Genomic DNA, 14278 nt, shown 5'->3' on the forward strand with positions numbered 1-14278 from the left:
CCATTGGCGGTAATTTTTTATACTGGTACGGAACTAACCTGTATTACGAGAATTCACCATATTTCTGGAGCGAGTTATTGGGTTTTATCTGCTTGATACATAGTCCGTGGCGCTGCAAGTTTGGCAAGAGTGTCGGGAGAACGAGTATTTGCGGGTTCCAATCTGAGATCACCTTTAACTTATTCCATAATCGCATTTTGCTCACTTACAGACTAGGTGTTCAACTTAGCGATGATCGGACGCTCAAGTAACTCAGTTCTGGCTAGCACACTCTTACAATAGACATCTTAAAAAAAGCAGGCAAAGCGATCGCGACCTGTAAACTGTTAACATCAACGATCGCACCCGGTCGAATTGCTGCAAATATGTTGTAGTACGATGTATAATCCTAAGTTAGAATAATTCAGGCTCAGACACATAATCAGCTACTGGGATGTAAAAAACCTAAATTGTCAAAACTTGAAGCGTCTGTGTCGAGTACCTCCAGAGAACTTTAAACAAATGCTTTAGGTAGTGCGATCGCATAGTTGATCTGGAGGCGCTTGTCCAAGCGCCCATTGTTGCTTCTCCAACTCCAACACAGGTATTATAATTATAGTTAAACCTTAGACTTTGATCTACATTAGCATTGAATGAGGGGAGCAAATATTGCCACTTGCTAACAAGCTGATTCCCGGCTAGTTTAAATTTTCCCAGCAGGCGCTCCAACATCGCTGTCTCAGATTCCCATCCATCAATTCCCCATCCGAATAATCGAACTAATGAAAAAACGAATATGAAAACCACGCTGCCCGGTTACAAACTCTTATCGTTACCCATTCATGAAGGTGTCAATACAGTTATTTATCGCGGGTTTAGAGAGTCCGAACTAACTCCGGTTATAGTAAAAACCCTCAAAGCCGAGTATCCCACAATAGAAGAAATCGCACGATTGAGGCATGAATATAAAATTCTCAAAGCTCTGGACATAGCCGGGATTATCAAAGCTTACTCTTTGGAAAAGCATAATAACGGTCTGGCGCTGATATTAGAAGATTTTGGAGGAGACTCCCTGAAAAACCTAATCACAGCTAAACACATTGAAATCAACGAATTTCTGAGTCTGGCAATTCATCTAGCAGAGACCCTAGCTCAACTGCATGAAAATAAGATTATTCATAAAGATATTAAACCGCAGAATATTATTATCAACCCCAAAACCGATCAAATAAAAATTATCGATTTTAGCATTGCCACGCACCTAGAGCGAGAAAACCCGACCCTCAGCAGTCCCAATTTGCTAGAAGGCACCCTTGCCTATATGTCTCCAGAGCAAACCGGGCGGATGAATCGCTCAATTGACTACCGCACCGACTTTTACTCATTAGGTGTCACCTTTTATGAAATTCTGACTGGAAAGCTGCCGCATCAAGCCAGCGACCCCCTGGAATTAATTCACTGCCATATCGCTAAAAAACCAGTGCCACCCCATCAGCAAATCGGTGAGATTCCCCAAGCGATTTCTGACATTGTAATGAAATTATTAGCCAAAACTGCTGAAGACAGATACCAAAGCGGTCTGGGACTAAAAGCTGACCTAGAAACCTGCCGTCATCAACTGCAAACGAAGGGGAAAATTGACAACTTCTCCATCGGTAAAAGGGATAAATTTGGACAATTTCTTATCCCGCAAAAACTCTATGGCCGCGAGCAAGAAGTAGCCACTTTGATGGCAGCCTTTGAGCAAGTCTCCGGCGGAAACAGCGAAATGATGCTAGTGAGCGGTTACTCAGGGATTGGCAAATCTTCCTTAGTGAATGAAGTTCAAAAACCAATTCTCCGGCAGTGCGGCTATTTTATATCTGGTAAATTTGACCAATTAAAGCGAAATATTCCTTATGCTTCTTTGATTCAAGCTTTCGCCGGCTTGATGCGGCATCTGTTAACAGAAAGTTCTGAAAAACTAGCGATTTGGAAACAGCAACTTTTAGAAGCTTTAGGCTCCAATGGCAAAGTCATAGTAGATGTCATTCCCGAAGTCGAACTGATTGTCGGGCCTCAAGGATCCGTTCCGCAATTGGGGTCATCTGAATCCGAGAATCGCTTTAATCGCGTGTTTAAAGAATTCATTCACGTATTTACTAAACCCTCACACCCGCTCGTCATATTTTTGGATGACTTACAGTGGGCAGATTCGGCATCGCTCAAGTTGATTCATCTGCTTATTTGTGACCCGGACAGCCAATATTTACTGCTGATGGGAGCCTATCGAGATAACGAAGTAAGTCCGACGCATCCGTTGATGCTGACGTTGGATGAGATTCAAAAAAATGGGGCGGTTGTAAATAATATCACCCTCCGTCCTTTGGATATTGGCAACGTCAGCTTGCTGGTAGCAGATACCCTGAATGAGTCTTCTGTTCCGAGAAACCGGGTTTCTAAATTGGCCGAGCTACTTTTCAATAAAACCCAAGGCAATCCTTTCTTCTTGACTCAGATGTTCGCCACTCTGCATGAAGAAAACCTATTGACCTTTGATTTCAGTGCTGGGTGCTGGCATTGGTCATTGAACCAAATTCAAGCGGTAGGCATCACGGATTATAATGTCGTCGAACTGATTGCCAGAAATATTCAAAAACTCCCGGAGGAGACGCAGGATGTCTTAAAATTAGCCGCCTGTATTGGAGACAAATTTAATTTAGACGTTCTGGCTATTGTCAAGGAAAAATCTCAGTCGGAAACGGCGGCCCATTTGTGGGAAGCACTTCAGGCTGGCTTGGTTTTGCCCCTGAGCGAAGCCTACAAAATCCCTCTCGTTTTTACCTCCGATGAAATCAGCAGGGAAGCAGAGGAGAGAATAGCTCTAGATTCTCCTCCGCTATCATCCTCACCTGCCCCTTTGCCTTACAGCCATAACGCGCCTATCGCTTACAAATTTCTCCATGACCGCGTGCAGCAAGCGGCGTATTCTCTTATTCCGGAATCTCAGAAACAACAAACCCACCTGAAAATCGGTGAACTGCTACTAGAGCATACTCCAGCAGATGAGATTGAAGAAAATATCTTTGAGATTGTCAATCAGTTAAATGTTGGGGCTGACTTCATCACGGATCAGTCTGAAAAATATCGTCTAGCCCAATTAAATTTGATAGCAGGCAAAAAAGCTAAGGCAGCAACAGCTTATGAAACTGCCGCCAGACAACTACGGGTGGGGCTAGAACTCCTCAGAGAAGATAGCTGGGAAACTCAGTATGACCTGACGTTTTCTCTGTATGCCGAAGCGGCGGCGGTGGAATTTCTAAATATTAACTTCGAGCGAGGAAAAATGCTGTCTGAGGAGGCTCTCAAGCACGCAAAAACTCTGCTCGAAAAAGTCAAAGTTTATGAAATCCAAATGCAGTTTTATTCCTTGCAAAACCAGATGCAAGTCGCGTTAGATATCGGGCTGCAAGTTTTGGGTATGCTGGGTGTCTCCCTTTGTCCAGAGCCTCCACAAGAGATGAATACTGAGGCCTTAGCTCATCTGCCAGAAATGACGGATCTCAATAAGCGGGTTGCTATGGGGATATTATGGAAATCCGCCCCTCTTGCTCATCATGTGACTCCTGCCTTATTTCCCGAATTCCCATTTACAATGATGCATCTTTGTATTCAATATGGTAATTCACCCCAAGCTGCTTCCGGCTATGGGATTTATGGCTTATTTTTGTGCGGACCTCTGGGTGAAATTGAGGTAGGATATCGATTTGGACAGCTAGCTTTAAATTTGTTGGCTCGATTTGAGGCCAAGGAAATCAAATCTCACGTCTATGTAGTTTTTAATGCTCATATTAGACACTGGAAAGAGCATGGGAAAGAAACCTTAGCACCATTGCTAGAGGGCATTAAAAGCGGTTTAGAAACTGGAGATTTAGAATATGTTGGTTATAATTCTATCTACTATTGCGATCATATACTTTTTACAGGCCAACCACTGGAGTTTGTGGCTCATAAGCAGGCGCAATACCTTAATTTACTTCTAAATTTTAAACAAGATTCCCATATTCGTTATTTAAAAACATGGAGAGTAATGGTATTACAATTACTCGCCGCCCCTGAAGAAGAATATATGATAACAGGCGAAGTTTTGAATGAAGAAAAACTCCTGCAACAGTCAATTGCCGACAATAAACATATGTTTATTTTTGTTGCTCACCTGACAAAATTGATTCGATTTTACTTGTTCAAAGATTACGCTCAGTCAATGAAAAGCGCCCGCGAATCAGAAAAATACAAAGAAGGTGTACCTGGGCTGATGAGTGGTGTCGAACACAATTTCTATTATTCTCTGGCTCTGCTAGCTCAATATTCTGAAGTTTCCAGCAGCGAACAAGAAGAATTCTTGAAGCAAGTGGCGAAAAATCAGGAAAAAATGCAGGAATGGGCTGTACATGGGCCGATGAATTATCAACACAAGTACAAGTTAGTGGAGGCAGAAAAAGCACGAGTCTTAGGAAAAATTGGCAAAGCGATGGAGTATTATGACGCTAGCATTCAAGGAGCCAGAGAACAGGGATATATTCAGGAAGAAGCCCTAGCTAATGAACGGGCTGCCGAGTTTTATTTCTCTCGCGGCCGGGAGAAGATAGCGGAGATTTATTTGACGGATGCTTACTATGGCTATATTCGCTGGGGAGCGAAAGCAAAAGTGCAGGAGTTATCAGAAGAATACTCTGAATTCTTCTCGCGAATACTGACTAAAGACGCCCCCAGATTCGACGTATCGCGGACGACAAGCTCGACGAATACGGGGAGTTTTGCAGCACTGGATTTCGCCTCTGTGATGAAATCTTCTCAAGCTATTTCTGGCGAAATGGTTCTGGAAAGTCTGCTTTCTAAGTTATTGAAAATTGCGATCGAGAATGCTGGCGCTGAAAAAAGCTACTTCATTTTAGAAAAAGATGGTCAACTGGTGGTAGAAGGCACGGCAACCGTAGATAATGATGAGGTAGTAGTGCTGCAATCCACGCCGATAGAAACTACTCACAAATTGCCCTTTTCTATTCTCAATTATGTGGCAAGAACTCAGAAAAATGTGGTCTTAAATGATGCAAGTCGGCAGGGACTTTTTACCATGGATCACTATATCGTCAACGCCCAACCGAAGTCCATTTTATGTATGCCGATCGTCCATAAAGGAAAGCTCATTGGTCTGCTTTACTTGGAAAATAATCTGACAAGGAGTGCGTTTACTCCCGATCGTCTGGAAGTTTTAACCGTGATCTGTTCTCAAGCGGCGATTTCCCTGGAAAATGCCCGACTCTATGCCAATTTGTCTGAGGCGACTGACAACCTGAAACAAGCCAATGAGCAATTAGAAGATTACAGCCGGACTTTAGAACATAAAGTGGAAGAGAGGACGCAAGAATTAAAGGAAAAAAATCTGCTCCTGAGCCAGGAAATTCGCGATCGCGTGCAGATAGAGCAAGCTCTGCGAATATCAGAAGCGCAATTAAAAAAACAAGCCGAACAACTAGAGCTTTCTTTCCAAGAACTCAAGCGCACCCAAACCCAGCTAATTCAGACTGAGAAAATGTCCTCCCTGGGACAGATGGTGGCCGGGGTGGCCCACGAAATCAATAACCCGATTAACTTCATATATGGCAACCTGAGTCACGTTAGGACATACAGTGAAGACATATTAGGACTGGTGAAACTCTATCAAGAACAATACCCCTATCCCACAGCAGCGATTGTTGAGGATATTGAGGCGATCGAATTAGATTTCTTGATGGAAGACTTACCCAAAGTGCTGGATTCGATGAAGGTGGGGGCAGACCGAATTCGCGAAATAGTCCTCTCCCTGCGAAACTTCTCGCGACTGGATGAAGCGGAAATGAAAGAGGTCGATATCCATGAGGGCATCGATAACTCCCTACTGATTTTGCAGCACCGACTGCAAGCTAAATTAGACCAGCCTGCTATTCAAATCATTAAAGAGTACGGCCCGCTGCCGCTGGTGGAGTGCTATGCCGGCCAACTGAACCAGGTGTTTGTAAATTTACTGGCGAATGCGATTGACACTCTCAATGACCAAAGGGGGCCGCGCACGATCGCAATTCGCACCTCAGTGGGGTATGGGGAAGAAGAAAAATCCCCGATTTCCAATCCCCCCCTTGCGGAAAGCTCTACATTTTCTTCGGTTGAGGTGGATTCCGAGAACCTCGCCCCGGCCCGGAAAAGTCCCCAATTTGTTGTGATTCGCATTTGCGACAATGGCCCCGGTATGACAGAGGAAGTGAACCGGCGGCTGTTCGACCCGTTCTTCACGACGAAACCCGTAGGGAAGGGCACCGGTCTGGGGCTGTCAATCAGCTACCAGATTGTGGTAGAAAAACACTGCGGACAGTTGAAGTGTGTTTCTCATCCCGGCCAGGGGGCAGAGTTCATCATTCAGATTCCTATTAGACAGAACTATCAAAAATTGGCTGTCCAAAGCCAAACTTGATGAGTTGTTGTTATTGGTATTTCCAGGGATTCGATGGCGGGGATTGTGTCGGGATTTGTGCGATCGCAGAAGTCTGAAACAAGCTTGCCTTAGCGATTAACAGCAAGACTGACACGACAAGGGCAATGAGCCAGAAGCCGAGAACGATCGAGCGATCGTGGAACAGTGATTGCAGCCTTTGATATCTCACAACAAATCCCCTCTGATTGTTTGCAGCTTAAATTTCCGGCATTTCGCATCTGAAAAGTAAAAAAAAGATGCTTCAAATGGGCAGAGGATGTGATGGTGTTTTACCAGGCAGTTCTAAAAGTTTCCTGTCTCTAGAGGATTAAGTTGAAGGATAGAATGCGATCGCTGGCATTAGATTTCAACCAGGGAATCTAGCCCTCACACTTCACTGTCCAAGGATTGGTCGTACCCGCCATCTCTCTTCAGTTCCAATTAGAATCTCCAACGATTAGCCTTTATTTGATTACAACCTGTAGCTTATAAGGACTTACGCTTCAGGGGGTAAGATTGTGAGTCCATATTTGGGTGCAGTGGCTAGCAGTTTATCGATCGCAGCTTGATCGGGCACAGGTGGATTGAGCGGATCGGCTACAGGTCTCCCAACTTCCGCAAAAAACATCTCCAAACCAGCAGGTGTTATCCAACACAACATTCGCGCTTGCGCCGTTCCAGTATTTTTGAAACTGTGTTTTTGTCCCCTGGGAGAATGTAAGAACGTACCGGGTGTTGCCAAAATAATTTGGTCATCTAAGCGAAACTCGACTTCACCCTCAAGAACGTAAAACGCTTCATCTTCACGGCTATGAATATGGGGAGGCGTACCGACATCAGGATTACATAAAATCTCAATCAGCGCATATTGCCCCTGAGTGTTCTGCCCCAATGCCTTGAACGTGACAGCATCACCGGCAACTGTCAAAACATCGCCTTCGTGAGGCATCATGACTATTCCTTGCTGGTTTAGAGTCATCTGAGCTCCTCGTTTCTGCTATACGAGCGGTGTACAAGTAGAGTTTTCGATTTGAATTTAGTGGAATTACCGCCTAGCTTTGGGGCTATTTGAATTACCACTTCACTCATAAGAGCGGGGGATCGCATTAAGTTGAAGTATACAATGCGCGAGCGAAATCAACACATCTCCACTTAGAGCTTCTTGAAGTATCTGGCGACTGGGAATAGCTCAAAGCCCACCTTTTCATAGGTGTGACGGGCTCTTACATGACCAGGATCGCCCCCAGTCTCAACCATAGCAATAGACATCCCCGCATCTTTCATCCAACCCAGAGCGAATTCTATCAAAGCACTACCAATGCCGCGACCTTGAAAGTCTGGATCGACAGCAACCATGTAGATTTCACCCATGCAATTCTCTGAGTGTAGTTTAACCGCTACAAAGCCCACAGTAGAACCGGCATCCATAGCAACCCATACATTCGTATCTTCCGCAGCACAGACATCCTCCACAGCTTTTTGCTGGCTCACACGCCAATGATTGGGATAGAATGCCTGATAAACATCAGCGTTCATCGCCTTCTGAATCGAATCAAAGACCGGAGCCCATGCTCGAAGCGAAAGCCGAATAATAGCATCTAGGTGGCGAGGGTCGTAGGGTTCAATTTGCATTCCCACATCAACTCCTGTTAACTCTGAAAGCTGGCTTTGCTGAATAGAGGTATGAATTCAAGATTTTCCAATAGCTATCAGCCCGCTTGAGGGTGAGTTTTGTAACTTCAAGCGAAAAGTTGATTCATACCGTGAATCAGCAAAGCCCAAAGTTTTATCATAGCTTAGTCGGCTGCAAGTGCTGTGTGCGATCGAGAGTAGTGCTAAAAATCTCACTAAATCTAACTATCTGCACGCTTATAATTCATCACCAAATCCAACCGCGATAAAGAACTTGTCGCTGATTCCCGCACATAAGAATCCACGGCTTCATCATTCGCAAATGTGGTCAGAACTTCTACACAACGTCGATCGCCCACAGAAGCAAGAGCATTCACGATCGCCACCTGTACCGCCACATTATCCGTTGTATTCAGCGACTCCACCAAAATCTCAAAAGCAGAGGAACCCATCTGCCCCAAGGCCATCACAGAAGCAATATTAACCACAGGATTCGGATCGTCGATCGCCTTTTTTAATCCCTGCAAGCCCGCTTCAGGAAACGGCAAATCTGGATAATTAATCGCAATTTGTGCCAATACCTTCGCCGCACTCCCTCGCACAGTCACATTATCACTGTTTAACAATGCGTCCACCACCGATGGCACGGCATCTTCACCAATCACGCCCAAGGCTTTTACGGCCGCCCGACGATAGGTGACATCTTCTTCATCTAAAATGCCCACGAGTCGAGAAATTGTATTTTCATCGCGGGAATCGGCAATTTCAAACATTGCCCGCTCGCGCAGATGAGGGTTCGGGTGTTTTAGTTGTTCAAATAAAGCATCTGTTGTCATGGTTTTTGGGGTTTTAGGTATTGTATTTTAAGCTTAATTAAGATATTACATTGCTCAGGTAGGGACACTGCACTGCCGTGTCCGGTAGCTGTAGGGACGCGGCAGTGCCTCCCTACAGCTATAATTCGGATGTTACAGAAGTATAAGCATCTACTTTAGCTCGAACCAACCAATCTTGATCGGCTGCGGCAACTTCATAACCGCTGACATCACCAAGTTTTTCTAGTGCCATTAATGCAGCATACTTCAAATCCCAGATTTTAGTTTCTAGACAGGCTTTCAATTCTGGAATAGCACGTTGTTCTCCCAGTTCCCCCAGGGCGATCGCCGCCGCTGCACGGGATTTCTGAAACTGGGGTTGGGGGTGATGCAAAGCTTCCAATAACAAATCGTAGGCTGGAGAATGTTTTAACCAACCAAACAATTTTACCACATGAAAATGCGCTCCATAGTCATTATTTGCTTCTTCAGCAAAGGTAGCAAACAGGGCCGCTGGTGCCTCCTCTGAGTAATTTTCAAGTATCGTTTTAGCTGCTAAATAGCAACGTCCAAAATCTGTTTCGTATAATTGGCGAATCAAAAACGCTAATTCGGGTAATTTTTCATAACTATGAACTAGATCTAAATCTGCTGGATAATCTCTTAATGTTTGTTCCAAATGAGGTTTAATGGTAGCAAAAGTCAGGAAGTTGTCAGCAATTCCTGCTTCTGCTAACATCCTAATTCCTCTGAGCCGAAAGACTAAAGATACCGGACATCTGGCAATATTTGGAATTGCATCGTAGTAACGCGCATCTATCAAATCCTGAATAGATAATCTGCGCCCAAGGACATTTTTGTGTTGCAACATCGCGACAACTTTTCCCATTTGAGAAAAGTCTCTGGTTAAGCGACAAATTGCGGCGATCGCAGCACTAGCAGTCGGCGGGTCAGTATCATCGACAAATCTGCGAATTCTGGCTACGGCTGGTTGATAATCTAATTTAGTTAGGGTGTGGATAATTACCCGGTAGGTTTGTCCCGGTTTGTCCAGCAATTGAGCAACTTCTGCTAAAATATCGGGATCTTGAGTGCCTATTTCGCCGATCGCCCAAACTGCATTTTCCACCGTGTAGCAGTCATCATCGGCCAGACAGGTGCGAATTACCGGCAATGCTTGCACAGCTTGCAGTCTTCCTAATGTTTCCACCGATTTGCGGCGCACAATCCGGTTTTCCAGCACCGGATCGGTTTGTTGTACTGCTCGCATCAGTGCTGCGATCGATCGATCTGTTGAGAAATTGATCAAGTGGGAAGCCGCTATGTAGCGGGAATCCTCTTCGCCGATTTCAGCTTGGGGCGTATCTAAAAGTGCGATCGCCTGGTCTTCCGTTAAATTAAAAAAACTAAAAAACCGTTTATCCATAAAATTAGCAGTCTGCAATAACTATAATATGATATGCCTATTAAAATACAATAACAAGCCTAGGAATTCTTTACCCTTACCTCACCAAAATTGGTAAAGCAATGAGCCAAGAGTTCCTAGACTTGTCGGGGTATCAACTACCCACTTGCGACATTACAAACCTGCCAATTAATTAGGACAGGGAGTTGATCGCGTAGTCGAGGAGAGCATTGTACTCAGTCAAAGCTTGAGCGGACATATCGCGAGGAGCGCAACCGCGATTGCGAGCAAAGCTTAATGCTTCAACGTAAGGAGCAGTAGGCAAGCCCAAAGCGCGATAAACTTCGCGTTGACCAGCAATACCCCATTCGTCCAGAGGACCTGTGCCACCAACAACTAAGCAGTATTGAACCAAGCGCAGATAGTGCTTGATGTCACGATGGCATTTTGCTTTGAAAGTATCGGTGGAGTTAGCTTGACCGGATTCGTTCAAGTAAGGATACTTTTTGATGCAAGCATCATAAGCTTCTTTAGCAACTGCGTCGAGGTTGTTGCCTAGTTTTTCTGCAGCTTCTAAACGAGCAGCAGAGCGTTGGATAGAACCTTGAACTGATTCTAAATCTGAGGTGCTAGGGAAGCGGCCTGCTGCATCAGCAGAGGCAATAGCTGTGGTGAGAACTGATTTCATTTCCTAAAACTCCTAAAGTGATTTTGATGACAGTGAGCGTAGTTTCAATTTTGCTGAGCCAATTGCGATTAGCAATGGACTAGCTCAGTGCAGAAATGATGCGATCGAAGTAGCTGGAAGCTTCAGCAACGAGGCTAGCACAACGATCTTCTACTACAGGACTGCCCATTTTGCGGAGCTTAGCACCAGCAAATTTTTCGCTGGGATTGTCTTGGATGTGAGCAGCGGCTTGAGCCTTCATGATTTGAACGGCACGCACGGTGGAGGTGGTGGGCACGCCCAAAGCTGCGTAGGTTTCTTTCAAACCATTCAAGCAACGGTCATCAAGAACAGAAGCATCACCAGCCAACAAAGCGTAGGTTACATAGCGCAAAATGATTTCTGCATCGCGCAAGCAAGCAGCCATGCGGCGGTTAGGATAGCAGTTACCACCAGCTTGAATCAAGCCTTGGTTTTCGCAGATCATACCGGCAACAGCATCAGAAACCATGCAGCTAGCATTGCTGGCGATCGCGTTTACAGCATCCAAGCGTCGGTTGCCGTTGGCAACGAAAGCTCTCAGGGCACTAATATCACCGACGGTGGAGGTGCTGGCATCGGCTGCAACTACAGCTCTTGAAAAAGCGTCAAGCATTGAGTTCTCCTTAACTTAGAAAAATTATTTCTGATCTTAGTTGGTCAACTTGGTGACTAACTTAATGGTTTTGAATATATCTCTGGGGTGTTGCCTCTGTCTCATTCCTGAGAAACAAAGTAACAATTTGTTACTTTTGTGGCTAAAAGCACTTTTTTTTCGTGAACAGGGGCGCAAAAAGTGGAGTTCTGAAGACAAGAATATTTTGGCTCTTGCCCCTGTACAATATTTTCCATGAACCATATTAAGCAGTTTGTTGAAAATTCTCTAGGACGGTGGCGATCCCAGCGCAGCGCCCATCATTTGACTTTCAGACACTTTGAAGCTGTGCAGTCTGTCATTGATATCGTTGCTATCTCACCGGGCGATCGGGCAGTAATGGAACTCTGTCAATTGTATAATGTTGACCCATCCCAAGCAGTAATGCCTTTTCAAATGAGTTGGGAGGGTGAGTCAGATTGGGATGAAAATTCTGAGGTTAAGGGGAGTTGTATTCTAGTACCGATCCCCGATCCAAATATACCTAATCGGGGTAAGTTATTACGAGATCAAGGTTATGCTGAAACTATTGCCGCAGCAGGTGACTATCACATCACAGAGGATGGAACTTTTGTGCTGTTGACTAGCTACGAACACGCCGCAGCGGAAGAAAAAATCTGGTTTGCTAATCCTAATTTACGGTTTCGTGTTTCCCTAATTAAAACCAGTGGAGGAAGTGGGGTAGTAACGGCGTCATTTTCCTCAGAGATTCGTTCGCTTTCAGGGAATTAGTTAATTGCTAATTGCTATCAATCAACTTTCTTCTACCTTCTTCTTAGCTTATGAATTCAGTTAAAAGCAATGATTTAATCACTTTAGCTCAATGGATGGCTGGGGATTTTAGTAACTCTCAACAATCCTTTAATAACCCACAACAATTTGCCCATATTCGGATATTTTTTCGTCCCTTACCCTTTGAATTCTTCAATGCGATTGGCTTTTACTCTGAACAAGTTTACGATCACGATCTGTGGACTCCCTATCGTCAGGGAGTTCATCGCTTAATTGACCAGGGAGATCAGATTTATATTGAAAATTATAGCCTTCAAGACCCCATACAGTACGCCGGAGCCGCACGAGAGTTAAGCATTCTCAAAACTATTAAACCAGATAGTCTGCAACGACGCTATCACTGTTCCATGATTTTTAAACGAGACGGCGAAATGTTTCGAGGCCGTGTGGAACCTGGAAACCTTTGTCTCATCGAAAAAAGAGGTTGTTCCACCTACCTAGTCAGTGATGTCGAGATTACAGAAACAACTTGGAGTAGCCTCGATCAAGGTCTCGACGTAAATACCCATCAACAGGTTTGGGGATCGGCTTTTGGCTCTCTACAGTTTGAAAAGCGTCAAAGTTTTGCCACTGAGTTACCTCACATCTTATAACTTATCGGCTTAATAATTTCAAGTCACATTCACCATATATTACATTTTTTTATTTTGTACTACAGAATAAATATTGCAATAAAAGACTCCGAACCCAGATTTCAACCTCTTTGTGTAGTACAAATAAGCTCCCCCGATCGGATTTTATGTTAAGTTATGTAAAGTTTTTTAATATAACGTCTAAGTATGGTAGTTTCTCATGTAATACAATCGTGGAGATTTTTTAAATGGTTTTTGGACCTGCATCTCGACTTGGAGTCAGTTTATTTGAAGAAACACCTCGTTTAGAACTAATTCCAGGACGTTCACAAGAAGAAGTAGAAACCATTATTAATGCCGTTTATCGGCAAGTTTTGGGTAATGCTTACGTCATGGAAAGTGAACGAGCGACGATTCCTGAATCCCAATTCAAAAGTGGTGAATTCAGTGTGCGCGAATTTGTCCGCGCTCTGGCAAAATCAGACGCTTACCGCTCTCGCTTTTTTGATACTTGTCCTCGCTATCGGTTTATTGAACTCAATTTCAAACATCTTCTAGGTCGGGCTCCTGATGGCTTAGAAGAAATGAGGGCACATAGCACCATTCTAGATACTGAAGGCTTCGAGGCAGAAATTGATTCTTACCTCGACAGTGATGAATACCAAAATGCCTACGGGGAAAATATCGTTCCCTATTTCCGAGGCTACAAAACCCAGCCAGGACAAAATATGGTTGGGTTTACTCATATGTTTGCTCTCTTGCGCGGAGCTTCCAGTAGCGACCTCAAGGGCAGTCTTTCTGGAAAAACCCCTGTTCTGAATAAATTCGTGATTCAGCAAACCCCCCTACCCATAGTTCCCCCTTCAGGTGGTGCAGTTGGAGATGGTTGGGCGTTCCAAGAGTCTGGTATCAATTCACGTACTCGTGCTGGATTAGGCGCCTCAGCAGAAGGCAAAGTTTATCGCATTACTGTGACTGGATATCGTTCTTCAGCAACGACTGTGATGAACCGAGTTTCTAAATTTCGCTCTAGCAATCAAGCCTATCTCGTACCATTTGATAGGCTCTCGCAAGAATATCAACGCATCCACAAACAAGGCGGCGTAATTTCCAGCATCACTGCTGTCAACTAACAACCGCTCAAACTTCTGCCTTAACGACTTGGGGAATTATCTCCCTGAGCGTGTCTTTTGCAATCCCTAATTCTCTGTTTTGAAGCGTTATTTATTCTTAGG

Annotated in this window: 11 protein-coding genes; 4 read left to right on the top strand and 7 right to left on the bottom strand. The window is 44.5% G+C overall.

Annotated features, from left to right (window positions below; translation table 11 throughout):
- Positions 1-775 precede the first annotated feature (775 nt).
- Positions 776-6466: a trifunctional serine/threonine-protein kinase/ATP-binding protein/sensor histidine kinase gene (locus QUA27_RS06685; RefSeq protein ID WP_333067103.1), complete on the top strand. Its 5691-nt coding sequence runs from the start codon at positions 776-778 to the stop codon at positions 6464-6466.
- 10 nt (positions 6467-6476) lie between these two features.
- Here QUA27_RS06685 and QUA27_RS06690 read toward each other — a convergent pair whose 3' ends face one another.
- The 7 genes from QUA27_RS06690 to cpeB form a co-directional block, all read right to left on the bottom strand.
- Positions 6477-6656 carry a hypothetical protein gene (locus QUA27_RS06690; RefSeq protein ID WP_333067104.1) on the bottom strand — a complete coding sequence of 60 codons (180 nt, stop codon included), beginning with the start codon at positions 6654-6656 and terminating at the stop codon, positions 6477-6479.
- 306 nt (positions 6657-6962) lie between these two features.
- On the bottom strand, positions 6963-7445 hold the full coding sequence (locus tag QUA27_RS06695; protein ID WP_333067105.1) for a quercetin 2,3-dioxygenase: 483 nt from the start codon (positions 7443-7445) through the stop codon (positions 6963-6965).
- A 173-nt stretch (positions 7446-7618) separates the two neighbouring features.
- Positions 7619-8098: a GNAT family N-acetyltransferase gene (locus QUA27_RS06700; protein WP_333067106.1), complete on the bottom strand. Its 480-nt coding sequence runs from the start codon at positions 8096-8098 to the stop codon at positions 7619-7621.
- Between the two features lie 221 nt (positions 8099-8319).
- On the bottom strand, positions 8320-8934 hold the full coding sequence (locus tag QUA27_RS06705; protein WP_333067107.1) for a HEAT repeat domain-containing protein: 615 nt from the start codon (positions 8932-8934) through the stop codon (positions 8320-8322).
- 118 nt (positions 8935-9052) lie between these two features.
- Positions 9053-10339, bottom strand: a complete 1287-nt coding sequence (cpeY, locus tag QUA27_RS06710) for a C-phycoerythrin alpha-cysteine-82 phycoerythrobilin lyase CpeY (RefSeq protein ID WP_333067108.1) — start codon at positions 10337-10339, stop codon at positions 9053-9055.
- A 172-nt stretch (positions 10340-10511) separates the two neighbouring features.
- Entirely contained in the window at positions 10512-11006 is a 495-nt protein-coding gene (gene cpeA / locus QUA27_RS06715; protein ID WP_333067109.1) for a C-phycoerythrin subunit alpha, read from the bottom strand.
- Between the two features lie 79 nt (positions 11007-11085).
- On the bottom strand, positions 11086-11640 hold the full coding sequence (gene cpeB / locus QUA27_RS06720; protein WP_333067110.1) for a phycoerythrin subunit beta: 555 nt from the start codon (positions 11638-11640) through the stop codon (positions 11086-11088).
- A 234-nt stretch (positions 11641-11874) separates the two neighbouring features.
- On the opposite strand from cpeB, the gene QUA27_RS06725 reads away from it, so the two are divergent.
- From QUA27_RS06725 to QUA27_RS06735, 3 genes are all read left to right on the top strand, one after another.
- Positions 11875-12411 carry a phycobiliprotein lyase gene (locus QUA27_RS06725; RefSeq protein WP_333067111.1) on the top strand — a complete coding sequence of 179 codons (537 nt, stop codon included), beginning with the start codon at positions 11875-11877 and terminating at the stop codon, positions 12409-12411.
- Between the two features lie 50 nt (positions 12412-12461).
- Positions 12462-13064, top strand: coding sequence for a chromophore lyase CpcT/CpeT (locus QUA27_RS06730; protein WP_333067112.1), 603 nt, complete (start codon positions 12462-12464; stop codon positions 13062-13064).
- A gap of 227 nt (positions 13065-13291) precedes the next feature.
- Positions 13292-14176: a phycobilisome rod-core linker polypeptide gene (locus tag QUA27_RS06735; RefSeq protein WP_333067113.1), complete on the top strand. Its 885-nt coding sequence runs from the start codon at positions 13292-13294 to the stop codon at positions 14174-14176.
- Positions 14177-14278 lie beyond the last annotated feature (102 nt).

The organism is Microcoleus harperi Pol14_C6 (assembly GCF_036701295.1).
Lineage (GTDB): Bacteria > Cyanobacteriota > Cyanobacteriia > Cyanobacteriales > Microcoleaceae > Microcoleus.